This window comes from Azospirillum sp. CT11-132 (genome assembly GCF_047302835.1).
In the GTDB taxonomy this organism is placed as follows: domain Bacteria; phylum Pseudomonadota; class Alphaproteobacteria; order Azospirillales; family Azospirillaceae; genus Azospirillum.
The window spans coordinates 418,444-443,074 of the sequence record NZ_JBGLZA010000003.1; the positions used below are offsets into that span (position 1 = coordinate 418,444).

Here is a 24,631-nt window from a genome sequence, read left to right on the forward strand (position 1 = left end):
AAGTCCCCGATCTAAAGGGGGGACTTCCTCATGAGCGGACTGAAACTGACTCTGCGAACGAAGCTGTGGACACTGGTCGCGCTGGCCGGGGCCGTCAGTGTTGCGCTTGCCGCCGCCGCGCTGTGGTTGAACCAGCGCAGCACGCTGGAGGATCGGAAGGAAGCCCTGCGCTCCGTCGTGCAGACCGCTCATGGTCTCGCGACCGGCTACGAGGCCGAGGTCAAGGCCGGCCGGCTGACCCACGATCAGGCGTTCGAGCGCTTCAAGGCCAACATCAACACGATGTTCTACAACGGCAAGGACTATATCTTCGTCCTTGATACCGGCTACCACAGCGTCATCCATCCCGTCCGCCCCGACGTGATCGGCAAGGATCAGCGCGACCAGAAGGATGCCAACGGCGTCTTCTTCACACGCGAGATGGTCGACACCGCCAAGGCCAAGGGCGAGGGCTTCGTCGCCTACAGCTATCCCAAGGCCGGCGGCGACCAGCCCTTCCCCAAGCTCAGCTACGTGAAGATGTTCGAGCCTTGGCAACTGGCCATCGGGACCGGCGTCTATATCGACGATCTGGATGCCCGCTTCTCCCGCAGCCTGTGGACCATGGTGGCCATCGTCGGCGGGCTGGCCCTGCCGGTGGTGGTATTGATCGCGCTGGTCGGCAACTCGATCAGCCGGCGCATCCGCCGCCTGTCCGACGCCATGCGCTCGCTCGCCGACGGCAACCTGTCGGTCACCATCCCGGAGACCGGCAGCGGCGACGAACTGGGCGACATGGGCCGGGCGGTCCAGGTCTTTCGGGTCAACGCCGAGGCCAGCCGCCGGCTGGAGGCCGAACAGGCAGAGGCCGCGCGCCGGGCGGTGGAGGAGAAGCGGCAGGCGATGGACCGGTTGGCCGCGCAATTCGAGGGGACGGTGGGCGGCATGATCCGCTCGGTCTCCACCACGACCGACGCGCTGGGGCAGAAGGTTCGGGCGATGTCGCACGCCGCGGAACAGACCAGCCATCTTGCCGGAATCGTGGCGAGCGCCAGCGACGGCACCGCGGCCAATGTGCAGACCGTAGCCGCCGCGTCGGAACAGCTGTCCTGCTCCATCGTCGAGATCGGCCGGCAGGTGTCGGAAGCCAGCCGCGTCGCCGGCGAGGCGGTGGGCATGGCGCAGGAGGCGACCGGCCGCATCGGCAGCCTCGCCGAGGCGGTCGAGCGGATCGGCGCGGTCGTCGGGCTGATCAACTCCATTGCCGGCCAGACCAATCTGCTGGCGCTCAACGCCACCATCGAGGCGGCGCGTGCGGGCGAGGCCGGCAAGGGCTTCGCCGTGGTGGCGAGCGAGGTGAAGGCGCTGGCCAACCAGACGGCCAAGGCCACCGACGAGATCGGCGGCCAGATGAGCGGCATCCAGGTGGTGACCGGTCAGGCGGTGACGGAAATCCAGAAGGTGTCGGCGGTGATCGAGCGGCTGAGCACCATCGCCACGACGATCTCCGCCGCGGTCGACCAGCAGAATGCCGCCACGGCGGAGATCTCCCGCTCGGTCCAGCAGGCGGCATCCGGTACCGGCGAGGTGTCGTCCAGCATCTCCGGCGTCACCGCCGCCTCGGACGAGAGTGGCCGCACCGCCCGCGAACTGGTCGAGGCGCTGGGCAAGCTGACCAGCGAAGCGGCCGGGCTGAACGCGAAGGTCGGCGACTTCCTGGCGACGGTGCGGGCGGCGTGAGGGGAAGCGTCGGCTTGCGAATGCCCCCTCCCTAACCCTCCCCCGCTCACGCGGGAGAGGGAACTGCCGCTGAACCCTTGCAAGGCTCCTACCCCCTCTCCCGCGGAACGCGGGGGAGAGATGGGTAGGGGCCTCGAACCCTGAACTCCGGACAACAAAAAAGGCGCCGTCCCGGGGAAGGCGCCTTTTTCTTGGCCAAGCGAGGCTTACTTGGCGTTCGCCATGGCGACGGCGGTGTCGCTCATGCGGTTGGAGAAGCCCCACTCGTTGTCGTACCAGGTCATGATGCGGACGAAGTTGCCGTCGATGACCTTGGTCTCGTTCAGCGCAAAGATCGAGCTGTGCGGGTCGTGGTTGAAGTCGGTCGACACCAGATCCTCGGTGTAGGCCTCAAGCACGCCCTTCAGCGGGCCGTTGGCGGCGTCGGAGATCGCCTTGGTGATCTCTTCGACCGAGGTGGCGCGCTTGGCGGTGAACTTGAAGTCGACGACCGACACGTTCGGGGTCGGAACGCGCATGGCAGTGCCGTCCAGCTTGCCCTTCAGCTCCGGCAGCACCTTGCCGACGGCCTTGGCGGCGCCGGTGGAGGTCGGGATCATGTTCAGGGCGGCAGCGCGGGCGCGGTGCAGGTCCTTGTGGTTGGTGTCGACGATCCGCTGGTCACCCGTGTAGGAGTGGATCGTGGTCATGAAGCCCTTCTCGATGCCCACCAGGTTGTGGAGGACATGGGCGACCGGGGCCAGGCAGTTGGTGGTGCAGGAGGCGTTGGAGACGATCCGGTGCTCGGCGGTCAGCTTGTCGTGGTTGACGCCGTAGACGACCGTGATGTCCTCGTCGGTGGCCGGGGCCGAGATCAGCACCTTCTGCGCGCCGGCTTCCAGATGCTTGGCGGCATCGGCGCGCTTGGTGAAGATGCCCGAGCATTCCATGGCGATCTCGACGCCGAGATCCTTCCACGGCAGCTTGGCCGGGTCACGCTCCTGCACGACCTTGATGGAGTGGCCGTTGACGATCAGCACGCCCTCGCCGGTCTCGATGGTGCCGGGGAAGCGGCCGTGGACGCTGTCGTACTTCAGCAGGTGCGCATTGGCCTTCAGATCGGCGAGGTCGTTGATCGCCACGACCTCCACGTCCTTGCGGCCGCTCTCGTAGATGGCGCGCAGAACCAGACGGCCGATGCGGCCAAAACCGTTGATCGCTACCCGTACAGCCATGACTTCCTCCAGTTGGATATGGGGCGCCCGAATTCTGCTGGACGCCCCTTCGGCTTCTCTCAGAGACGCGCCTTTACGGCGTCCACGACCGCTTCGGCGGTGATGCCGAAGTGCTTGTACAGTTCCTGGTAGGGGGCCGATTCGCCGAAGCCGGCCATGCCGACGAAGGCGCCGTTCGCGCCCAGCCAGCGGTCCCAGCCCAGACGGATCGCCGCCTCGACACCGACGCGCACGCCGTTGCCGAGCACCGACGCCTTGTAAGCGTCGTCCTGACGCTCGAACAGTTCCCAACTCGGCATAGACACAACGGCGGTGCCGATGCCCTGGGCCTGCAGGGCCTTGCGGGCCTCCATCGCCAGCGACACTTCCGAACCGGTGGCGAGGATGGTCGCCTTGCGCTCGCCCTCGGCCTCGGCCAGGACGTAGGCGCCGCGGGCGGACAGGTTCTCGGCCGTGTGCTCGGTGCGCAGGGTCGGCACGTTCTGGCGAGTCAGCGCCAGGACCGACGGGCTGCCGGTGGCCTCCAGCGCGATCTGCCAGCACTCGGCGGTCTCGACCGCGTCGGCCGGGCGCAGGACCAGCAGGTTGGGGATGGCGCGCAGAGCGGCCAGATGCTCGACCGGCTGGTGGGTCGGGCCGTCCTCGCCGAGGCCGATCGAGTCGTGGGTCATCACGAAGATCGTGCGCTGCTTCATCAGCGCGGCCAGACGGATCGACGGACGGCAATAGTCGGCGAACTGCATGAAGGTGCCGCCGTAGGGGATGATGCCGCCATGCAGCGTCATGCCGTTCATCAGCGTCGCCATGCCGTGCTCGCGCACGCCGTAGCGGACGTAACGGCCGGCGAACTCGCCCTTGCCCTTCACGTCGGCGGTGTTCTTGACCTTGGTGTTGTTCGACGGCGTCAGGTCGGCGGAGCCGCCGATCAGCTCATGGATCGCCGGGACCAAGACTTCCAGCGTGTTGCCGGAGGCGACGCGGGTCGCCCAGCTCGGCTTCTCGGCACTGACCTTCTGCTTGAAGGCGACGATGGTGTCGGCGAGCGCGGAGGGAACACCGCGGCCGAAGGCCTCGTCGAACGCCTTGCCGGCACCTTCGGTCAGGGTGGCGCGGCGGCCGGCCCAGGCGGCGTAGGCGTCGGCGCTGCGGGTGCCCGCGGCGCGCCAGGCCGACAGAACCTCGTCGGGAACGACGAAGGGCTCATGGGTCCAGCCGATGGCGGTGCGGGTCGCGGCGACCTCGTCGGCGCCCAGCGGCGAACCGTGGCAGCCGTGGGTGTTGGCCTTGTTCGGCGCACCCTTGCCGATGATGGTGCGGCAGGCGATCAGCGTCGGCTTGTCGGTGGAGGTCCGGGCCTGGGCGATGGCCTTCGACACGGCGTCGGTGTCGTGGCCGTCGACGGCGATGGTGTTCCAGCCGTAGGAGCGGAAGCGCGCCTGGGTGTCGTCGGTGAAGCTGAGGTCGGTCGAGCCGTCGATGGAGATGTGATTGTCGTCCCACAGCACGATCAGGCGGTTCAGCCCGAGATGGCCGGCCAGCGAGCAGGCCTCGTGGCTGACGCCCTCCATCAGGTCGCCGTCCGAGGCGATGACGTAGGTGTAGTGGTCGATCAGCTCGTCGCCGAAGCGGGCGTTGGTGATCCGCTCTGCCAGCGCCATGCCGACGGCGGTGGAGACGCCCTGGCCCAGCGGACCGGTGGTCATCTCGATGCCCAGGCTGGGATCGACTTCCGGGTGGCCGGGGGTCAGGCTGCCCAGCTGGCGGAAGCGCTTGATCTCGTCGATGGTCATCCGCTCGTAGCCGGTCAGATAGGCCAGCGAGTAGATCAGCATCGACCCGTGGCCGGCCGACAGCACGAAGCGGTCGCGGTCGGGCCAGGACGGGTTCTTCGGATCGAACTTCAGGTACTGGGTGAACAGGACCGTGGCGACGTCGGCCATGCCCATCGGCATGCCCGGGTGGCCGGACTTCGCGGCCTCGACCGCGTCCATGGAGAGCGCGCGGATCGCGCTGGCCATCGTGTGGAGGGAGGGCTGGGCGGAGGCAGCGGACATCTGGCGTTTCCTGCGGAGTCGGGCGCGGTTGCGGCGTCGGCAACGGACGTTGCGCGGTCGCCCTGAAAGGCGCCGCGAAACGGGCGCACCATGCAGAACCGCCGTCCGCAGGTCAACATGGGAATGGGGTAGGAAATGGTATGGCAGAGGCCCCTCTTCCGTGTGGAAGGCGGCCCGTCCGGCTTTGTTTCGTCACTGTCGCATCCGCTGCGGCCTTCCGTCACGCCCCGGCATTCCGTATGGGCATTCGGTGGAAGAGTCCCTCGTGACGGTTGACGAGGTCGGCGTGCCGGCCCAACTCTAGGCGCTCCGAATGGCAGCGGCTCGGCTTGGCGACAGCCGGGGCGGGACCGATGCCCGGCGAACATGACGTGCCCACAGGTCGAGGTTGACGTCCATGGATTCCCTGAAAGCCGCTCTCGACCGTCTCGGCCGCGCCGTGGACCGGCTGGAACATGCCGCGACGGCCCGCGATGAGCGGGTGGTCCGGCGCGAACAGGACTTGTCGCAGGCGCTGGAGACCGCGCGGGCGGACCGGGCGACCGCCCAGGCGACCGCGGAGGCGGTGTCCCAGCGGCTGGAGGTCGCCATCGCCCGACTGCAACAAGTGCTGGAGAGCTGACGCCATGGCCCAGGTCGACATCGAAGTGAACGGCCGCTTCTATCGCATGCTGTGCGAGGACGGGCAGGAGGCGCGGCTGCGGGAACTGGCGGCCTATGTCGACGACCGGCTGCGCCGGCTGACCGGCGGCGGCCGCAGCGGGTCGGAGGCGCAGATGATGCTGATGACCTGTCTGGTGCTGGCCGACGAGCTGCAGGACGTGATGTCCGGCAAGGGCATAGCGCCTGCCGTGGACGAGGGCGCGGTGGTCGGCGAACTCGATCGTGTGGCAAAACGCATCGAAGAGGTTGCCGCGCGGCTCGAGCGCGCCTAGATTGGTACACGGAAGGACCGCTGCCTGGTTCGACAGGCTGCAATAATCCCCAGGGCCGATAACCTTGATCTCTAGGGAGCTGTCCCTGTCCGGCCCATTGGGCCGGGTACACGGCGCCCACCTGCTCATGCAGGCCATGGAGGATAGGCACATGGCCACCGGCCGAGGCGGCGCCTTCCACCCTTTTCTCCCTTGCCGTGCAGTCCGCGATGACCGATCCGCAAGCCAAGGACGCCGCCCGACGCGAGGCGCGCGTCCGGCGCGACGCCATCGCCGACTCCGACCGCCCCGCCGCATCCGCCGCCGTGCGCGACCGCATCGCCGAACTGGCGCGCGACGGCCATCTGCCGCGCGGCGACGCCGGGGGATATTGGCCGCTCGGCTCCGAACTCGACGCGCGGCCGGCTTTGCTCCATCTTAGGCGACTTGGTCACTCCGTCGGGCTGCCGGTGTCGGGGCCGCGCGGCACCGCGCTGGTCTTCCGCGACTGGGATCCGCAGGCGCCGATGGCGGCCGGCCGCTACGGCATCCAGGAGCCGGGTGAGGGCCGTGCGGTGCTGCGTCCGTCGCTGCTGCTGGTGCCGCTGCTGGCCTTCGACCGCTCCGGCCATCGGCTGGGCTATGGCGCCGGCTATTACGACCGGACGCTCGATGCCCTGCGCGACGGCAGCGTAGTGGTCGCGATAGGCGTGGCCTTCGCGGCTCAAGAGATGCCTGCGGTGCCGGTGGACGGCCATGACGAGCGGCTGGACTGGATCGTGACGGAGCGCGAGACGCTCCGCATTCATAGATAAGTTCTTCGGGAAGGTTGGGGCGATGCGGATTCTGTTCTTCGGCGATGTGGTGGGCCGGGCCGGGCGCGAGGCGGTGCTGGCGCACATGCCGATGCTGCGCGAACGGTTGGACCCCGACCTGACCGTGGTGAATGGCGAGAATTCCGCCGGCGGCTATGGCGTCACGGTCAAGATCGCCGAGGAGTTCTTCGAGGCCGGCATCGACGTGGTGACGCTGGGCAACCACACCTGGGACCAGAAGGAACTGGTTTCCACCATCGAACAGCAGCCGCGCATCATCCGCCCGTTGAATTACCCGGAGGGCACGCCCGGCCGCGGATTCGTGCTGCTGCAGGCGCGCGGCGGGCGCAAGGTGCTGGTCATCAACGTGCTGCTGCGCCTGTTCATGGAGCCGATGGACGATCCGTTCGCCGCCGTGGACCGGGTGCTGAAGGCGCATCGCCTCGGGCCGGGGGGCGTCGATGCCGTGCTGATCGACATGCATGGCGAGGCCACCAGCGAGAAGATGATCATGGGCCATTTCTGCGACGGCCGCGCCTCGCTGGTGGTGGGTACCCACAGCCATGTGCCGACCGCCGACCATATGGTCCTGCCGAAGGGCACCGCCTATCAGTCGGACGCCGGCATGTGCGGCGATTACGACAGCGCCATCGGCATGAAGAAGGAGGTGGCGCTGGCCAAGATGGTGCGCAAGCTGCCGACCGAGCGGCTGTCCCCGGCGGAAGGGGAGGGCACCGTCTGCGGCTGCTATGTGGAGACCGACGACCGCACCGGGCTGGCGGTCCGCATCGAGCCGTTGCGCATCGGCGGGCGGCTGAGCCAGACTTTGCCGGAACGGATGCAGTAGGGCGTTCACAGCTCGACCCCGGCCGCGCCGCAATCTCGCCATATTGACTTTCTAATCCCGTGGGTGTCGTCTCCCGCGCCGAAAAGGTGCGGTGGGGCGGCAGACCTGTTACATGTGTCGTGCGCTCACCCCGCCCGATTGACCATTTTCCGTTTCGAGGCTCGTTCGACCCATGGCCGGTCATTCCCAGTTCAAGAACATCATGCACCGCAAGGGCGCGCAGGACGCCAAGCGGTCCAAGATCTTCAACAAGCTCGCCCGCGAGATCACCGTCGCCGCCAAGAGCGGGCTGCCGGACCCGGCGGCCAACCCGCGCCTGCGCGCCGCCATCCTGGCCGGACGCGCGCAGAACATGCCGCGCGACCGCATCGACCGCGCCATCAAGCAGGGCACGCCCGGCGGCGGCGACGACGCGAACTATGAAGAGGTGCGGTACGAGGGCTACGGCCCCGGCGGCGTCGCGCTCATCGTCGAGGCGCTGACCGACAACCGCAACCGCACCGCCGCGGAAGTGCGCTCCAGCTTCACCAAATATGGCGGCAGCCTGGGCGAGACCAACTCGGTCAGCTTCATGTTCAACCGCATCGGCGCGATCTATTACCCGGCCGCCGCGGCGGATGCCGACGCCGTGTTCGAGGTGGCGCTGGAGGCCGGTGCCGACAACGTCGAATCCGACGAGAACGGCCACGAGGTCACCACCACGGTGGAGAATTTCGGCGCCGTGCGCGATGCGCTGGAGGCAAAGTTCGGTGGCGCGGAGAGCGCGCGCCTGACTTGGCGTCCGCTGAACACCGTCGCCCCGTCCGAGGATGCCGCGGCCAGCCTGCTGAAGCTGCTGGACGTGCTGGAGGACAACGACGACGTCCAGGTGGTCGAAGGCAACTTCGACATCTCCGACGAGTTGATGCAGAAGCTGACCGCGTAAGCTGAACGCTGGTCTTGCGAGCGGAGTACGGGTGCCGTGTTTGCCCACGCCGGACGGCCCGGACGGACTGATGCGACGGTGCCTTCGCCGGTGCGGCTGCTGGGGATCGACCCCGGCCTGCGCCACACCGGCTGGGGCATCATCGACGTGGCGGGCAACCGCCTGAGCCACGTCGCCGACGGCGCCGTGCATTCCGACGACTCCTGCCCGCTGGCCGAGCGGCTGGTGCAGCTCCACGACGCGCTGTCGGCGGTGGTGGAGCGCTACCGCCCCGACGAGGCGGCGGTGGAGGAGACCTTCGTCAACAGCAACGCCGTTTCGACGCTGAAGCTGGGGCAGGCCCGCGCCGTGGCGTTGCTGGTGCCGGCCCAGGCCGGGCTGGCGGTGGCGGAATACGCCAACAACATGGTCAAGAAGGCCGTCGTCGGCCAGGGCCGCGCCGAGAAGGCGCAGGTCCAGACGATGGTGCGCCTGCTGTTGCCCGGCTGCGAGATCGGCAGCCCGGATGCCGCCGACGCGCTCGCCGTGGCGATCTGCCACGCGCACCACCGCGCCAGTTGGACGATGTGGCGGCGGGGCGGCGACACCGCGGGGAAGCAAACCCTCTCCCCCCCGGGGAGAGGGGAGGGTGAGGGGGGCGCGCGGCGTGCCGCGCCCAAGGCTCCCCGCGGTGCTTCCCCCTCACCCCGACCCTCTCCCCGGGGGGGAGAGGGGGATATGGCGAGCATCGCAAAGGCGAAGCCCACTGACTACATAACCGGGCGCGCGCGAGACCTGCGGATGAACGCCACGGATGTGGAAAAGATCGTCTGGCAGAAGCTGCGCAATGCCCAGCTCGGCGCGAAATTCCGGCGTCAGGAGCCGATCCTGGGCTTTGTCGCGGACTTTGTTGCCCATGACCATCGCCTGATCATCGAACTGGACGGCGGCCAGCATGCCGAGCAGCGCGCAGCCCATGACGAGAGGCGGGCGCGCATGCTGGAGCAGGCCGGCTTCCGTATCCTGCGCTTCTGGAACACCGACGTGATCGACAACCTTGACGGCGTGCTGGAGACCATCCGCGCGCGTCTCGAAGAGACCCCCATTCTTCGCAGCCAGCCCTCGGGCCGGGAGTTCCCATGATCGCCAAGCTGACCGGCATCGTCGATTCCACCGGCACCGACTGGGTCGTGCTCGACGTGAACGGCGTCGGTTACCTGCTGTCCTGCTCCAACCGCACGCTGTCGCGCATGGCGGTGGGGGAGCGGGCGTCGCTGGTGGTCGAAACCTTCATCCGCGAGGAGCGCATCGTCCTGCATGGCTTCGGCGATCAGGCGGAGCGGGAGTGGTTCAAGCTGCTGACCACCATCCAGGGCGTCGGCGCCCGGCTGGCGCTGTCGATCCTGGGCGTGCTCGACCCCGACCAGCTGACCCGTGCCATCGCCTCGCAGGACAAGACCGCGCTGGTGCGCGCCGACGGAGTCGGGCCGAAGGTGGCGGCGCGCATCCTCAACGAACTCAAGGACAAGGTCGGCAATCTGGCGCTCGGCCCCGCGGCGACCGCGGGTGCGCCGGCCGGCAAGGGCGCCCCCGCCGCCGTTCCGGGCGCCAGCCCGGCGCTGGCCGACGCGGTGTCGGCGCTGGTCAATCTCGGCTATGGCCGGTCGGAGGCCTTCGGCGCGGTCGTCGCCGCCGGGCGCGTGCTGGGCGATGACGCCGGCGTGTCCGATCTGATCCGCCAGGGCCTCAAGGAACTCAGCCAATGAGCGACCCCCACAACGATCGTCTGGTCCAGCCGGGCCAGGGACACGGCGATTCCGCCGAGTCGTCGATCCGCCCGCTGTCGCTCGCCGAATTCATCGGCCAGCGGCAGGCGCGCGAGAACCTGTCGATCTTCATCCAGGCCGCCCGCTCCCGCAACGAGGCGCTGGACCATGTGCTGCTGTTCGGGCCCCCCGGCCTGGGCAAGACGACGCTGGCGCAGATCGTGGCGCGCGAGCTGGGGGTGGGGTTCCGGGCCACCTCCGGGCCGGTCATCGCGCGGGCCGGCGATCTGGCGGCGCTGCTGACGAATCTGCAGCCGCACGACGTCCTCTTCATCGACGAGATTCATCGCCTTAATCCCGCCGTGGAAGAGGTGCTCTATCCCGCCATGGAGGATTTCCAGCTCGACCTCATCATCGGCGAAGGCCCGTCGGCGCGGTCCATCCGGATCGATCTGCCGCCCTTCACCCTCGTCGGCGCCACGACGCGCAGCGGCCTGATCACGCGCCCGCTGCGCGAACGCTTCGGCATTCCCGTGCGCCTGCAATTCTACGAGCCGGACGAGCTGGAGCTGATCGTGCGCCGCGCCGCCGGCGTGCTCGGCATGGGCATCACGCCGGAAGGCGCGCGCGAGATCGCCAACCGCTCGCGCGGGACGCCGCGCGTGTCGGGCCGGCTGCTGCGCCGGGTGCGTGATTTCGCCGCGGTCGCCGGGGTGGAGGAGGTCGACAAGCGGGTCGCCGATGCCGCGCTGACCCGGCTGGAGGTCGACCGGCTGGGGCTGGACAGCATGGACCGCCGCTATCTCGGGCTGGTCGCCAACAACTATGGCGGCGGGCCGGTGGGCGTCGAGACGCTGGGGGCCGCGCTGGGCGAGCAGCGCGACGTGCTGGAGGAGGTGGTCGAACCTTACCTGATCCAGCAGGGCTTCCTGCAGCGCACCCCGCGCGGGCGCATGCTGACCGACCAGGGTTTCCGCTATCTCGGCCTCAACCCACCGAACGCGCCGCTCCGGCAACTCGATCTGCTGGACCGGGTTCCCGATCCGACCGAAGGCCCCACGGACGAGGATGGCGATGAGTAACGTCGCTCCGTCCCTCTCGGGCCGGTTCGCGGAGGACGGCACGCACCGCTATCCGCTGCGGGTCTATTACGAGGATACCGACGCCGGCGGCATCGTCTACCACGCCAATTACCTGCGATTCGCGGAGCGGGCGCGGACGGAGATGCTGTACCTGATGGGCTTCCGTCAGAAGGAGATGGCGGAGGGTTTGGGCGATGTCACAGGTGTGTCATTTGCGGTACGGCGCCTGACCATCGATTTTGACGCCCCTGCCAAGCTGGAGGACACGCTTGAAGTGGAAACCCGAATCGTCGATATCCGCGGAGCCTCCTTCGCAGTTGCACAAGTCATCCGCCGCGACGGTCGCGTGCTGGCGCGCGCCGACCTGCAGCTGGTGACGATCAACCGGGCCGGGCGGGCCGTGCGCCTTCCCGAACCGGTGAAAGCGGCGATGGAGTCGCTGCATGCAAAGCAAAGCTCTCTTCCGCCTGTCTGACCCTGCTCGACCGTTTCCTTTCCACATCCCCGTGCCAACAGCGCAACCGCGAGACTGACTGCGATGGACGCCCTGCAAACCGCCCAACTGGCCGGCAACGCCGCCACGACGGCACATGAGATCACGATCCTCGGCCTGTTCTGGCAGGCCGACGCGGTCGTCAAGATCGTGATGATGATGCTCGTCGTCGCCTCGATCTGGTGCTGGGCGATCATCATCGAAAAGCTGATGCGGATCCGCCGCCTGAACGCCCAGGCCGACTCCTTCGAGGAGGCCTTCTGGTCGGGCGGTTCGCTTGACGCGCTGTACGACCGCATCGGCCAGACCCCGGCCGACCCGATGGCCGCGACCTTCGCCGCCGGCATGCGCGAGTGGCGCCACGCCGCCGACCGCGGCATCGCCGGCACCATGAAGGGCTCGCTGCAGCAGCGGGTGGAGCGGGTGATGGCGGTGACCATCGGCCGCGAGATGGCGCGGGCCGAACGCTACATGACGTTCCTGGCTTCGGTCGGCTCGACCGCCCCCTTCATCGGCCTGTTCGGCACGGTGTGGGGCATCATGAACTCCTTCACCTCGATCGCCGGTTCGGGCAACACCAGCCTCGCCGTGGTGGCGCCCGGCATCGCCGAGGCGCTGTTCGCCACCGCCATGGGCCTGCTGGCCGCCATCCCGGCGGTGCTGTCCTACAACAAGTTCTCGACCGACCTCGGCCGCTACGCCGACCGGCTGGACACCTTCTCGGGCGAGTTCTCGGCGATTCTGTCCCGCCACCTCGAGGAGCGGGGAGCCGCCTGAACCATGGCCGGACAACTCGCAGGCAAATCCCACGGACGCGGCAAGCGCCGGGGCTATCGCGCGATGGCCGAGATCAACATGACGCCGTTCATCGACGTCATGCTGGTCCTGCTGATCGTCTTCATGGTCGCCGCCCCGATGCTGACCGTCGGCGTGCCGGTCGACCTGCCCAAGACCAATGCCGCTCCGCTGGAGCAGCAGAAGGACCCGCTGTTCGTCACCGTGCAGACCGACGGCCGCGTCTTCGTCCAGGAGACTCCGGTCGAACTGGGCAACATGGTGCCGCTGCTGATCGCGGTGACCAACAACAACCCGGAAGCCCGCATCCTGGTCCGCGGCGACGCCAAGATCGCCTACGGCAAGATGCTGGAGGTGATGGGCACCATGAGCGCCGCCGGCTTCAAGAAGGTCGGTCTGGTCGCCGAGATGCCGAACGGCCCGACCGCGTCCAGCGCGCGGGTCGGCGCGCCCAAACCGGCGCGTTGAGGCGGGCAGAACTCCCATGCGCAAGCCCCTGATCGCCTCGGCGGTGCTGCACGTCGCGCTGGTCGCGCTGATGGTGCTCGGCATGCCGCCCAGCGATCGCAAGCTCGAAATCGCCTCCTCGATCCCGATCGAGATCGTCGACATCGGCGAGGTCACCCAGGCCGCCCGCGTCGAGAAGGGCGAGCCGAAGCCGGCCAACGCCGCGCCGCGCCCGCCGACGCCGGAAGCCAAGCCGTCGCCGCCGGCGCCCGAGCCGCCGGACGAGGAGGACGAACCGCCTCCGCCGCCCCCGCCGCCTGCCAAGACGCCGGAGCCGCCGAAGGTCGCCCAGGTGCCGCCGCCGCCGCGCGAGCCGACGCCGCCGCCCAAGCCGGCTCCGACGCCTCCGCCACCGCCTCCGCCACCCCCGCCGCCTCCGCCCCCGGATCCGGCGCCGTCGCCGACTCCGAAACCGCCGGAGCCGCCCAAGCCCGAGCCGCCGAAGCCGGAACCGCCCAAACCGGAACCGCCGAAGCACGAGCCCAAGCCTGAGCCTCCGAAGCCGGAACCGCCCAAGCCTGAGCCGAAGAAGCCAGAGCCTCCCAAGCACGAGCCGAAGCCGGAACCGCCCAAGGCGGAACCGAAGAAGCCGGAGCCGGCGAAGGAGGTCGCGAAGGCGGAACCGAAGAAGGCGGAAACCCCGGCCAAGCAGCCGGAGAAGCCGTCGGCCAAGACCGACCCGCTGTCCGACCTGCTGTCGAACGTCGGGAAGATCAAGCCGTCGGACAACCCGAAGGCGGACGGCAAGGCATCGGCCAGCGCCAACAGCGACGCCAAGCCCAGCCAGAAGACCGCCTCGGCGGCGCCGGCCGGGGCGGCGAAGGCAACCAACGGCCCCGACAAGCCGTTCAAGCCGTCGGGCCGCGCGCTGGACGCCATCCGCGGCCAGTTGAGCAAGAACTGGAACTTCGACAGCGGCCGCAAGGACGCTGGGTCGATGCAGATCGAGATCCACGTCGAGGTCGGCCGCGACCACAGCGTGATCCGCGCCTGGATCGACGAGAAGTACAAGTCGCGCTACATGTCGGACGCCGCCTTCCGGGCGTCGGCCGATGCGGCGGTGCGCGCGGTCAAACGGTCCAGTCCGCTGGACCTGCTGCCCAGCGAGTTCACGTCGCAGACTTATGAAGACTGGCGCTTCATCGTGTTCAATTTCGACCCGAGGGACATGTTCTGACCATGACGACGAAGACGAGGCTTCTGTTGAAGCTGGCCGGGGCCACCGGCGCGCTTCTCCTCTCCCTCGGCGTTGCCGCTCCGCAGGAGGCGCGCGCCGAGTTGCGCATCGACATCACGCGGGGCGTGTCCGAGCCGCTGCCAATCGCGATCACCAGCTTCGCCGGAGCGGGCGGACGCGATGCCCAGCTGGGCGCCGACATCTCCAAGGTCATCTCCGCCGACCTGGAGCGGTCCGGCCTGTTCAAGCCGCTGGACCCGCGCGGCTTCCTGCAGACGCCGGAGCAGCTGCGCAGCGGCGAGCCGCGTTACCCCGACTGGAAGGCGCTGGGCGCCCAGGCGCTGGTCGCCGGCAACACCACGACGGGTGGCGACGGCCGCATGAAGGTGGACTTCCGCCTGTGGGACGTCGCCGCCGGCCAGTACATGCAGGGGCTGAGCTACAGCGCCTCGCCGCAGGAATGGCGCCGCATCGCCCACATTGTGGCCGACGCCATCTATAAGCGCCTGACCGGCGAGGACGGCTATTTCGACACGCGCATCGTCTATGTCGCCGAATCCGGCCCGGCGAACGCGCGCAAGAAGCAGCTGGCCATCATGGACCAGGACAGCGCCAACCATCAGTTCCTGACCGACGGCCAGACCCTGGTCCTGACGCCGCGCTTCTCGCCGACGTCCCAGGAAATCACGTACATGTCGTACTTCAACAAGAAGCCGCGCGTGTACCTGTTCAACATCGATACCGGCCGCCAGGAGGTCCTGGGCGACTTTCCCGGCATGACCTTCGCCCCGCGCTTCTCGCCCGACGGCAACAAGGTCATCATGTCGATGGCCCAGAACGGCAACACCGACATCTACACGCTGGACCTGCGCACCCGCCGCCAGACCCAGCTGACCGACGCGCCGGGCATCGACACCGGTCCCAGCTATTCGCCGGACGGCCAGCGCATCGTCTTCGAGTCGGACCGCGGCGGCACGCAGCAGCTCTATGTCATGGGCGCCGACGGATCGGGCGTGAAGCGGCTGACCTTCGGCGAGGGCCGCTACGGCACGCCGGTGTGGTCGCCGCGCGGCGACCTGATCGCCTTCACGCGCCAGCGTGGTAGCAGCTTTGCAATCGGCGTAATCCGTCCGGATGGAACCGGGGAACGAATCCTGACCGAAGCCTTCCACGTCGAGGGGCCGACCTGGGCGCCCAACGGCCGTGTTCTCATGTTCTTCAAGGACTTGCCGACGGGTGACGGCCGTGGCCGCAATGCCCAGCTGTACAGCATCGACATCACCGGCGCGAACGAGCGTCGCGTGAGCACCCCGGTCGGCGCGTCGGACCCCGCGTGGTCGCCCTTGATTCCCTAGTGGAGTAGCCCTATTTTGCGGCGGCGCGGGAGCAATGCTCAAGACAAAGGTCGGACGTCGTCTTTTCGTCGGGGATTGGCGAAAAGAAGCGGCTCTCGTGCTGACTAGTCCGGCCACTCAACAATTGTCGTTCAAGGGGTCCCTGAACATGCGCATGAAGTTCCTCGCCCTCGCCGCGGTCGCCCTGCTCGCCGCTTGCGAATCCACGCCGAACGACGCCGCCAACGGCGCCAACACCGGTGCCCAGCAGACCTCGGTCCGCCCGGGCTCGGCGGAAGATTTCGTCGTCAACGTCGGCGACCGCGTCTTCTTCGGCCTCGACCGCTTCGACCTGTCGCCGGAGGCTCGCGCCACCCTCGACCGTCAGGCCAAGTGGCTGCAGACCTACGGTTCGGTCACCGTGACCGTCGAGGGTCATGCCGACGAGCGCGGCACCCGCGAGTACAACCTGGCCCTGGGTGAGCGCCGCGCCAACTCGGTGAAGAACTACCTGGCCGCCAAGGGCATCCCGGCCGGCCGCGTCAACGTCGTGTCCTACGGCAAGGAGCGTCCGGCCGTGGTTGGCTCGAACGAGGCCGCCTGGTCGCAGAACCGCCGTGGCGTGACCGTCGTCAACTAATGACGCCGGTCCCCGCCTGACGGGGAATTGGGAAAAGGCGCCGCCACCGGACAACCGGGGCGGCGCCTTTTTCTTTTCGGCAGGCGGCATTCCCGGATCTTTTGATGGCCGGATTCCCGGCGCTGTCGGTTCTTTTGCGCCGGTGCGCAAGTTCTGCTAAACAGCGGCCATCGCGTCGCCTTTTTCGTTCGCCATGGTCGCCGTGGGTGTTCCCCCCGGCATCAGATCTCCTCAGGATCCCACGCGCATGACCAACATCCGTCCCGTCGCCGCCCTGCTGCTGGGTGGCATGCTCGCGGCAAGCCCCGCCCTGGCCCAGTCGAAGGGGCAGATCGAACGGCTGCAATCGCTGGAAACCCAGGTTGCGGCGCTGGGCGGTCCGGTGGAGGTGGCGCAGCTGTCACCCTCCGTCGCCGCCGATTTCGAGATCCGACTGCAGAACCTGGAGCGCGCCATCCAGGACCTGACCGGCAAGTACGAGGAATCGACCTATCAGGTCACCCAGCTGCGCGAGCGCCTGGAGAAGGTGAATGCCGACGTCGATTTCCGCTTGAAGGAGCTGGAGAAGGGCGGTGGGGCCACCGGAGGGGCGATGGGCGGCGGCGCCATGGCCGATGCCGCGCCGTCGAAGCCGGCGAAGGCCGCTCCCGACGAGAAGAAGCCGGCCGACAAGCCGGCGCAGACCGCAGCAGCGAATCCGCCCTCGACCGCCGGTCTGTCGCCGGAAAAGCAGTATGAACAGGCGTTCGAACTGCTGCGCAACTCCGACTATGACCGGGCCGAGAAGGCGCTGCAGGAGTTCATCTCCAAGAACAAGTCCCATGCCTATGCCGGCAACGCGCAATATTGGCTGGGCGAGAGCTATTACGTCCGCAACCGCTTCCCCGAAGCGGCCCAGGCCTTCGCCGAGGTGCTGTCCAAGTACCGCACCAACCCGAAGGCGGCGGACAGCCTGCTGAAGCTGGGCATGACTCTGCAGCAGATGAACAAGAAGTCGGATGCCTGCACCGCCTTCAACCAGCTGCTGACCAAGTTCCCCGAAGCCTCGGCCAGCGTGAAGCGTCGCGCCGACACGGAGCGCAAGCGCATCAATTGCCCGGCCTGATGGGCGGGGCCGGCGACTCCGATCCGGTATCGCGGGAGGAGTTCGCCCGTGCGATGGCGGCGCTGGGCGGATTCGAACCGGCGCCGGCCGTCGCCGTCGGGCTTTCCGGCGGCGGCGACAGCATGGCGCTGGTTCTGCTGCTGCGGCATTGGGTCGCAGAGCAGGGCGGAAGCCTGCTGGCGCTGACCGTCGACCATGGCTTGCGGCCCGAATCGGCCGACGAGGCGGTGGCGGTCGGGCAGATGATGGCCCGACTCGGAATTCCTCACCGCATCCTGCGCTGGGACGGGGAGAAGCCCTCGGCCGGATTGCAGGCGGCGGCCAGGGCGGCGCGGCACCGGCTGCTGGCGGCGGCCTGCGGCGAGGCCGGCATCCTGCATCTGGCGCTCGCCCACCATCGCGACGATCAGGCGGAAACGGTGCTACTGCGGCTGGCCCGCGGCTCCGGCATCGACGGGCTGGCCGGAATGGCCGCTGTGCGCGCCGACGGGGCGGTGCGGGTGATCCGGCCGCTGCTGAATTTTTCCCATGACCGGCTTCTGGCGACCTGCCGCGCCGAGGGTGCCGACTGGATCGAGGACCCGTCCAACCGCAATCCGCGCTTCGCTCGCGCCCGGCTGCGTGCCGCCGTCGATCTGCTGGGCGGGGAGGGGCTGGACGCCATTCGGTTGACCGAGGTCGCGCGCCGCGCCGGACGGGCGCGGGCGGCGCTGGAACAGGCGACCGCCGGGCTGCTTGCCGAGGCGGCGACCGTTCATCCGGAAGGCTGGATCACGCTGGCTCCCGCACCGTTGCTGGCCGCGCCGGCGGAGATCGCGCTACGGGCGCTGGCCCAGGCTCTGACCGCGGTCGGTGGGCCGGCCCATCCCGTGCGCGACGAGGCGCTGGAGCGTCTGCTCGGTGCCCTGGCGGACGGGCAGGGCACGACCTTGGGCGGCTGCGTGGTGCGGATGCGGCGGGGCGCCGTCATGGTGGCGCGCGAGCCGGTTGCGGCACTGGAGCGGCTGAGCGTACCGCCGGGCGGGCGGGTGCTGTGGGACGGCCGCTTCGACCTGCGAGTGTCTCCGCGACATGGCAAGCCCGTTATGGTCGCTGCGCTGGGGGCGCCGGGCTGGCGCGAATGGGTGGCCCGGCTGGCGCCGGAGAGGGTGCCCGATCTGCCGGTTCCGGTGCGGGAAGCCCTGCCAAGCCTTTGGTCGGGAACGGAATTGCTTGGCGTACCAATGGTTGGCGGACGATACGGGTTGGACGCGGATGGACAGGTCCCGATGGACCGCGCGATCTTCCGTCCGCTTTCGTCGTTGGGGAGACCAGCTTTTACGGTTGTTTCGGACCGGCGCGGCATTATTTAATCAGGGAACGTGCCCGTAGGAGTCCGGGGTGCGGCCTTGTCGGCGCACCGCATGGCGATGGGTTCGCAGAAAGGCGTGTGACGTGAACAATTTCGGCAAGAACCTCGCGCTCTGGATCATCATAGGGCTGCTGCTCGTGGCCCTGTTCAATCTGTTCCAGAGTTCTTCCACCCGCAGCCCGCAAACGACCGTTCCGTTCAGCGAGCTTCTCGCCGAAGTGGACCGGGGCCAGGTTGCAGACGTGACGATCAAGGGCAACCAGGTTTCCGGCCATTTCTCGGACGGCCGCTCCTTCAGCACCTATGTCCCGCCCGAAGCGGGTCTGGTGGAGCGCCTGACCAACAAGAATGTCCGGATCAATGCGGTCCCCGACGACAGCAACGTCCCGTCGCTGTTCTCGGTGCTGCTGTCCTGGTTCCCGATGCTTCTGCTGATCGGCGTCTGGATCTTCTTCATGCGCCAGATGCAGTCCGGCGGCGGCAAGGCCATGGGCTTCGGTAAGTCGCGGGCTCGCCTGCTGACCGAGAAGGTCGGGCGCGTGACCTTCGACGATGTCGCCGGCATCGACGAGGCCAAGCAGGAGCTGACGGAAATCGTCGAGTTCCTGAAGGACCCGCAGAAGTTCCAGCGGCTGGGCGGCAAGATCCCGAAGGGCTGCCTTCTGGTCGGCCCGCCGGGTACCGGTAAGACGCTGACCGCCCGCGCGGTGGCCGGCGAAGCCAATGTCCCGTTCTTCACCATTTCCGGCTCGGACTTCGTTGAAATGTTCGTCGGCGTCGGCGCCAGCCGCGTCCGCGACATGTTCGAACAGGGCAAGAAGAACGCCCCCTGCATCATCTTCATCGACGAAATCGACGCGGTCGGCCGCCATCGCGGCGCCGGCCTGGGCGGCGGCAACGACGAGCGTGAGCAGACCCTCAACCAGCTGCTGGTCGAGATGGACGGCTTCGAGGCGAACGAGGGCGTGATCCTGATCGCCGCGACCAACCGTCCGGACGTTCTCGATCCCGCGCTGCTGCGTCCGGGCCGCTTCGACCGGCAGGTCGTGGTGCCGAACCCCGACGTGCTGGGCCGCGAGAAGATCCTCAAGGTCCACATGCGAAAGGTCCCGCTGTCGCCGGACGTCGACGCCAAGGTCATCGCCCGCGGCACCCCCGGCTTCTCCGGCGCCGATCTGGCGAACCTGGTCAACGAGGCGGCGCTGCTGGCGGCCCGCATCGGCAAGCGCGTCGTCGGCATGAACGAGTTCGAGAACGCCAAGGACAAGGTCATGATGGGTGCGGAACGCCGCTCCATGGTGATGACCGAGGACGAGAAGAAGCTGACCGCCTACCACGAGGCCGGCCACGCCATCTGCGCCATCCACTGCGCCGACAGCGACCCGGTCCACAAGGCCACCATCATCCCGCGCGGCCGTGCGCTGGGCATGGTGATGCGCCTGCCGGAAGGCGACCGCATCAGCCTGTCGCAGGCCAAGCTGCTGGCCGACCTGACCGTCGCCATGGGCGGCCGCATCGCGGAAGAGCTGATCTTCGGCAAGGAGCGGGTGACCACCGGCGCCTCGGGCGACATCAAGATGGCGACCGAGATGTCGCGCCGGATGGTGACGGAGTGGGGCATGAGCGACAAGCTCGGCCCGCTGCTCTACGGCGAGCCGACGCAGGAGGTGTTCCTGGGCCATTCGGTGACCCAGCACAAGAACATGTCCGACCGCACCGCCCAACTGGTCGACGAGGAAATCCGCCGCATCGTGGACGAGAGCTACGACCGCGCCCGGACCATCCTGACCGAGAACATCGACCAGCTGCACACCCTGGCCAAGGGCCTGCTGGAGTACGAGACGCTGAGCGGCGACGAGATCAACCGTCTGCTGCGCGGCGAGCCGATCCTGCGCGACGACGACCGCGAGACGATGGCCGTCCCGCCGCGTCCGACCACCGGCACCGGCCGCCGGTCTTCCGTCCCACCCAGCACCGGGCAGGAGAGCGGCGGCATGGGTCCGGAACCGCAGGGCACCTGACGGTTCGGGGTTCCGAAATGAAGAAGGCGGCGCTGCGAGGCGCCGCCTTTTTTTTGTGGAAGAACTTGTGTTGTGGTGAGCGCTTCGACCTCCTGCCCCGGATCACGGGAGAGAGGGCTGCTGCCGACGCTTCGCGAAACACTCACGTTGTCAAGCGTCCTACCCCCTCTCCCGCGGAACGCGGGGGAGGGATGGGGAGGGGGCCGTCGGCTTGTTAGAGCGACCCCTTCTGCTCGCGCCGGCGGTCCAGCGCCACGTCGAACTGGCGCAGCAGCTTCTGCATGCCCTCGAAGTACAGCTTGCGCGACGGCGTGTTCTTCATGCAGCGGGCGTCCAGATGGGCGACGCTGGTGAGCGCCGAGACGCAGTAGCCGAGCAGCCAATAGCGCGAGCGGATGCTGCGCAGGTAGTCGCGGAAGGGCTCCGGTTGGCCGTTCATGAAGCTGCTGAACGACGTCTCGTAGTCCGACAGGATGGTGCGGATGTCGAGCAGCGTGGTCTCCAGCAGCTTGCCCACCCGTTCGATGTGCATCAGCAGCTGGGTCTCGTAGGGCTTGTGCATGCGGATGTCGACCGGAATGCACTCGCGCGACTTCAGCCAGGTCAGGATGGTGCGGGCGCGCGGGGCAATGCGGCGCAGCTGGTATTCGTAGAAGGTCGTGCCCTTCCAGGCGCTGAAGATGGTGTCGGCCTCCGACCGCTCGATGCCGAAGGCGGAGACGAACAGGCCGGCCTCTTCCAGATTGGGATTCCAGATCGCTTCCAGGAAGCGCTCGATGCTTCCGGCGCTGCCCTGGCTGCCGGACAGCGCCTTGCGGACGATCGGTTCGATGCGGGCGCGGATCAGGCGGCGGAGCTGGTGGTCCTCCTCGTTGGAGATCAGCCAGTGGCGCGGGTCGACGTTGACCTTCTCCGCCTCGAAGCAGGTCTTCAGCAGGAAGGCGTCGAGCGACGGAACGTCGTCGATCATCTGCAGCATCTTCATGTCGCCGATGATGCCGTTTTCCTGCGGCCCGTGCTTCAGGCCGAACTGCTCTTCCAGCAGGGTTGCGCTGTTGCGGCCGCGCAGGTAGATGGCGATGCCGCCGGCCTCCGGCGCACGGGCGTTGTGCGGCACATAGATGCCGGTCTCGACCGGGCGCTCGCCGCCTTCCAGCTCCTCGTCCTCGGCGATGGGATCGCCGCCGTCGTCGTCGCGGTCGTCGAAGTTCGGGTATTTGAACAGAATGCAGTTGTTCAGGCCCTGGGCCTTGAACATGCGCTGCTCTTCCGGAATCTCGCGCGTGATGGCGATGAGATTCATCGACACGCTGGAGCCGCCATAGAGAATCTGCTCAAGGATCGGAGAAACCGAGTCCATTTTCTTGCGAGCGCGCATGAATATTACCCAAATCCGCGAATATTGCGCAAATCATAGACGCCGTTTTTGCAAACGCAAAGAGGGATCGGCGTGCCGATCCCTCTCCTCGTCATGCGATTGCGGGCGCCGTTCTCCGGCTCAACCGACTGGATTTCAGCCGGCCTTCGGCGTGCCGCCCAGCGAGCCCAGCAGGCTGGCGACCTCGGCCGCCTCGTCCACCGCGACCATGCCGACGGTGTGATAGCCGCTGTCGACATGCATCACCTCGCCGGTGACGCCGCTGCCGAGATCGGACATCAGGAACAGGCCGGCGCCGCCGACCTCCTGGATGGTGACGTTGCGCTTCAGCGGGGCGTTCAGCTCGTTCCACTTCAGGATATAGCGGAAGTCGCCGATGCCGCTGGCGGCCAGAGTCTTGATCGGACCGGCGGAAATGGCGTTGACACGGATGTTGCGGCCACCCAGATCGACGGCCAGATAACGCACACTGGCCTCCAGCGCGGCCTTGGCGACACCCATCACATTGTAATGGGGCATGACGCGCTCGGCGCCGTAATAGGATAGAGTGAGCAGGCTGCCGCCGTCCTTCATCAGCGGCACGGCGCGCTGCGCCACCGCGGTGAAGGAGTAGCAGGAGATGTCCATGGTGCGCAGGAAGTTGGCCCGCGTGGTGTCGAGATACAGCCCGTCCAGCTCGTTCTTGTCGGAAAAGGCGATGGCATGAACCACGAAGTCCAGCCCGCCCCATTCCTTTTCGATGGCGGCGAAGGTCGCGTCGATGCTGCCCTCGTCCGTCACGTCGCAGGGCAGGACGAGCTTGGCGCCGACCTGATCGGCCAGCGGCTTCACCCGCTTCAGCAGCGCATCGCCCTGATAGGTGAAGGCAAGCTCCGCCCCGTGCTGGGCCAGGGTGGAGGCGATCCCCCAGGCGATCGAACGATCGTTGGCCACGCCCATGATCAGGCCACGCTTGCCGGCCATGAGCGGCATCGGATTGGACATCGGAACCTCGTGAACGACGGATGTGCCGCGGGACAAGCCGCGAAAAGTGGGGCGCATCCTACACGAAAGCGCCCACCGGTCAAACCGACGCGGGCGGTCCCGCCGCAGGAGGTGTCGCATGGCTCACCCTAAGGACACAGACGGCCGCGAGGAGGAGGAGCGCAGCCGCATCCTCAGCGGTCTGAGGGAGCTTGGCGGCTTCTTCGGCCACTCGATGCTGCGCTTCTACAACGACAACTGTTTCCAGACCGCGGCGGCGCTGACCTACACCTCGCTGCTGGCCATCGTGCCGATGATGACCATCGGCTTCGCCATCTTCTCCGCCTTTCCGGCCTTCAGCGCGCTGCAGCTGCGCATCCAGACGGCGCTGGTCAAGAATCTGGTGCCGGAGATCGGCGACGCGATCCTGGAATATCTCGGCCGCTTCATGGCGAATGCCGGGCAGATGCCGATTTTCGGCGTGATCGGGCTGGCGGTGTCGGCGGTGCTGCTGATCTGGACCATAGAGGGGTCCTTCGCCACCGTCTGGCGCGTGCGCGAGCCGCGCTCCTATGTGACCCGCATCCTGTCCTTCTGGGCGGTGGTATCGCTGACCCCGCTGTTCGCCGGCGCCAGCCTGTCGCTGTCCAGCACGCTGTGGACCGCGCTGGAGGTGGCGCACCTGCAGGGTGTGGTCCATCCGCTGGCGGGAATCGGCATGCTGCTGCCGTTCGGGCTGCAGTTGCTGGGATGTACGCTGCTGTATCTGGTGATCCCGAATCGCGACGTGTTCTGGCTGGACGCGCTGTGCGGCGGCGCCATCGGCTCGATCCTGCTGGAAGGGTCGAAGGCGATCTTCGGCTGGTACATGCGCGAATACCCGGCCTACCAGACCATCTACGGCGCCCTGTCGGTGGTGCCGATCTTCCTGTTCTGGCTCTACATCGCCTGGTCGACGGTGCTGTTCGGCGCGGTGGTCGCCGCATCACTGCCGGAGTGGCGCGCCGGAAAGGTCACCCGCGGCGGCATGGAGGGGCTGCTGCCGGCCCAGCGGCTGGCGCTCGCGCTGGCCGTCCTGCACGAACTGATGGAGGCCAGCCGGCTGGGCGTCGGCATGCGCCGCCGCACGCTGGTCGGCCGGGTGCCGGTGGGCACGCTGCTGATCGACGGCATCCTGGAACAGCTGCGCGACGCCCATTGGGTTGCCCACACCACGCGCGACGCCTGGGTGGTCACCCGCGACATGGGCGAGGCGACGCTGCTGGAGCTGATGAAGGCGCTAGGCATCGGCATGCGCGGCTCGGTCCACGGTCTGGGCGGGCTGGACCTGCCCTGGCAGGAGCGCACCGCCCGCCTGCTGGACGCCGCCGAGGCACGGCAGAGCGATCTGCTGAACGTGCCGCTGAAGAGCCTGCTGAACGACGATCTGCCGCCGGAGGGGCAACCGGCCGGGCAGGGAAGTGGAGCGGTTTCGCTGCGGGCGGTTAAAAGTTGAATGCGGCCTTTTGATTGCTGCGCAAAGGAGCGCATCATGTCGAGTGGTTTAGGGTTC

23 protein-coding genes, 1 other RNA gene and 1 pseudogene are annotated in these 24,631 nt (G+C 67.9%); 21 read left to right on the plus strand and 4 right to left on the minus strand.

Features of this window, described 5'->3' with window-relative positions; translation table 11 throughout:
* Positions 1–30 precede the first annotated feature (30 nt).
* Entirely contained in the window at positions 31–1,719 is a 1,689-nt protein-coding gene (locus ACCD06_RS07725) for a methyl-accepting chemotaxis protein (protein ID WP_413339871.1), read from the plus strand.
* Between the two features lie 206 nt (positions 1,720–1,925).
* Here ACCD06_RS07725 and gap read toward each other — a convergent pair whose 3' ends face one another.
* Both gap and tkt read right to left on the minus strand, forming a co-directional pair.
* The gene (gene gap, locus ACCD06_RS07730) at positions 1,926–2,933 is read right to left on the minus strand and encodes a type I glyceraldehyde-3-phosphate dehydrogenase (RefSeq protein WP_413339874.1); all 1,008 of its coding nucleotides are present in this window, start codon (positions 2,931–2,933) and stop codon (positions 1,926–1,928) included.
* A gap of 59 nt (positions 2,934–2,992) precedes the next feature.
* Entirely contained in the window at positions 2,993–4,987 is a 1,995-nt protein-coding gene (gene tkt / locus ACCD06_RS07735; RefSeq protein WP_109156243.1) for a transketolase, read from the minus strand.
* Positions 4,988–5,384: 397 nt separating this feature from the next.
* Here tkt and ACCD06_RS07740 point away from each other — a divergent pair, with 397 nt between their 5' ends.
* From ACCD06_RS07740 to ftsH, 19 genes and pseudogenes are all read left to right on the plus strand, one after another.
* Positions 5,385–5,609, plus strand: a complete 225-nt coding sequence (locus ACCD06_RS07740; RefSeq protein WP_085088803.1) for a hypothetical protein — start codon at positions 5,385–5,387, stop codon at positions 5,607–5,609.
* 4 nt (positions 5,610–5,613) lie between these two features.
* Positions 5,614–5,922 carry a cell division protein ZapA gene (locus ACCD06_RS07745; protein ID WP_014247204.1) on the plus strand — a complete coding sequence of 103 codons (309 nt, stop codon included), beginning with the start codon at positions 5,614–5,616 and terminating at the stop codon, positions 5,920–5,922.
* A gap of 14 nt (positions 5,923–5,936) precedes the next feature.
* Positions 5,937–6,100: non-coding RNA, 6S RNA (gene ssrS, locus ACCD06_RS07750), on the plus strand.
* Positions 6,101–6,131: 31 nt separating this feature from the next.
* Positions 6,132–6,716 carry a 5-formyltetrahydrofolate cyclo-ligase gene (locus ACCD06_RS07755; protein WP_413339877.1) on the plus strand — a complete coding sequence of 195 codons (585 nt, stop codon included), beginning with the start codon at positions 6,132–6,134 and terminating at the stop codon, positions 6,714–6,716.
* Positions 6,717–6,738: 22 nt separating this feature from the next.
* Positions 6,739–7,563 (plus strand): YmdB family metallophosphoesterase, encoded by an 825-nt coding sequence (locus ACCD06_RS07760; RefSeq protein WP_413339879.1) that lies wholly within the window; start codon positions 6,739–6,741, stop codon positions 7,561–7,563.
* Between the two features lie 172 nt (positions 7,564–7,735).
* Positions 7,736–8,488: a YebC/PmpR family DNA-binding transcriptional regulator gene (locus ACCD06_RS07765; protein ID WP_109156246.1), complete on the plus strand. Its 753-nt coding sequence runs from the start codon at positions 7,736–7,738 to the stop codon at positions 8,486–8,488.
* Positions 8,489–8,578: 90 nt separating this feature from the next.
* Positions 8,579–9,070 (plus strand): annotated as a pseudogene (ruvC, locus tag ACCD06_RS07770) (crossover junction endodeoxyribonuclease RuvC); the annotation flags it as partial.
* Between the two features lie 135 nt (positions 9,071–9,205).
* Positions 9,206–9,610 (plus strand): endonuclease domain-containing protein, encoded by a 405-nt coding sequence (locus ACCD06_RS07775; protein WP_413342472.1) that lies wholly within the window; start codon positions 9,206–9,208, stop codon positions 9,608–9,610.
* The gene (ruvA, locus tag ACCD06_RS07780) at positions 9,607–10,233 is read left to right on the plus strand and encodes a Holliday junction branch migration protein RuvA (RefSeq protein ID WP_252137148.1); all 627 of its coding nucleotides are present in this window, start codon (positions 9,607–9,609) and stop codon (positions 10,231–10,233) included. Before ACCD06_RS07775 ends, ruvA begins: the two co-directional genes overlap by 4 nt.
* Positions 10,230–11,315: a Holliday junction branch migration DNA helicase RuvB gene (ruvB, locus tag ACCD06_RS07785; RefSeq protein WP_109074593.1), complete on the plus strand. Its 1,086-nt coding sequence runs from the start codon at positions 10,230–10,232 to the stop codon at positions 11,313–11,315. Before ruvA ends, ruvB begins: the two co-directional genes overlap by 4 nt.
* Entirely contained in the window at positions 11,302–11,790 is a 489-nt protein-coding gene (gene ybgC, locus ACCD06_RS07790; protein WP_136705361.1) for a tol-pal system-associated acyl-CoA thioesterase, read from the plus strand. The genes ruvB and ybgC overlap by 14 nt, the downstream gene beginning before the upstream one ends.
* Positions 11,791–11,853: 63 nt before the next feature.
* A complete protein-coding gene (gene tolQ, locus ACCD06_RS07795) occupies positions 11,854–12,585 on the plus strand; it encodes a protein TolQ (RefSeq protein ID WP_109074591.1) in 732 nt (243 codons plus the stop codon).
* A 3-nt stretch (positions 12,586–12,588) separates the two neighbouring features.
* The gene (locus ACCD06_RS07800; protein WP_109074590.1) at positions 12,589–13,071 is read left to right on the plus strand and encodes an ExbD/TolR family protein; all 483 of its coding nucleotides are present in this window, start codon (positions 12,589–12,591) and stop codon (positions 13,069–13,071) included.
* Between the two features lie 16 nt (positions 13,072–13,087).
* Complete coding sequence (locus ACCD06_RS07805; protein ID WP_413339883.1) at positions 13,088–14,287, plus strand: hypothetical protein; 1,200 nt, start codon at positions 13,088–13,090, stop codon at positions 14,285–14,287.
* A 2-nt stretch (positions 14,288–14,289) separates the two neighbouring features.
* Positions 14,290–15,642: a Tol-Pal system beta propeller repeat protein TolB gene (gene tolB / locus ACCD06_RS07810; RefSeq protein WP_109074588.1), complete on the plus strand. Its 1,353-nt coding sequence runs from the start codon at positions 14,290–14,292 to the stop codon at positions 15,640–15,642.
* Positions 15,643–15,790: 148 nt separating this feature from the next.
* Positions 15,791–16,261 (plus strand): peptidoglycan-associated lipoprotein Pal, encoded by a 471-nt coding sequence (pal, locus tag ACCD06_RS07815; RefSeq protein WP_109074611.1) that lies wholly within the window; start codon positions 15,791–15,793, stop codon positions 16,259–16,261.
* A 247-nt stretch (positions 16,262–16,508) separates the two neighbouring features.
* Positions 16,509–17,366, plus strand: coding sequence for a tol-pal system protein YbgF (gene ybgF / locus ACCD06_RS07820; protein WP_413339886.1), 858 nt, complete (start codon positions 16,509–16,511; stop codon positions 17,364–17,366).
* Entirely contained in the window at positions 17,354–18,718 is a 1,365-nt protein-coding gene (gene tilS / locus ACCD06_RS07825; protein WP_413339888.1) for a tRNA lysidine(34) synthetase TilS, read from the plus strand. Before ybgF ends, tilS begins: the two co-directional genes overlap by 13 nt.
* Positions 18,719–18,800: 82 nt before the next feature.
* Entirely contained in the window at positions 18,801–20,738 is a 1,938-nt protein-coding gene (ftsH, locus tag ACCD06_RS07830) for an ATP-dependent zinc metalloprotease FtsH (RefSeq protein WP_109074586.1), read from the plus strand.
* 214 nt (positions 20,739–20,952) lie between these two features.
* On the opposite strand, the gene ACCD06_RS07835 is transcribed toward ftsH, so the two are convergent.
* Positions 20,953–22,116 carry a hypothetical protein gene (locus ACCD06_RS07835; protein WP_109074583.1) on the minus strand — a complete coding sequence of 388 codons (1,164 nt, stop codon included), beginning with the start codon at positions 22,114–22,116 and terminating at the stop codon, positions 20,953–20,955.
* A 135-nt stretch (positions 22,117–22,251) separates the two neighbouring features.
* A complete protein-coding gene (gene fabI / locus ACCD06_RS07840) occupies positions 22,252–23,100 on the minus strand; it encodes an enoyl-ACP reductase FabI (RefSeq protein WP_109074582.1) in 849 nt (282 codons plus the stop codon).
* 118 nt (positions 23,101–23,218) lie between these two features.
* On the opposite strand from fabI, the gene ACCD06_RS07845 reads away from it, so the two are divergent.
* A complete protein-coding gene (locus tag ACCD06_RS07845) occupies positions 23,219–24,574 on the plus strand; it encodes a YihY family inner membrane protein (RefSeq protein ID WP_413339891.1) in 1,356 nt (451 codons plus the stop codon).
* Positions 24,575–24,631 lie beyond the last annotated feature (57 nt).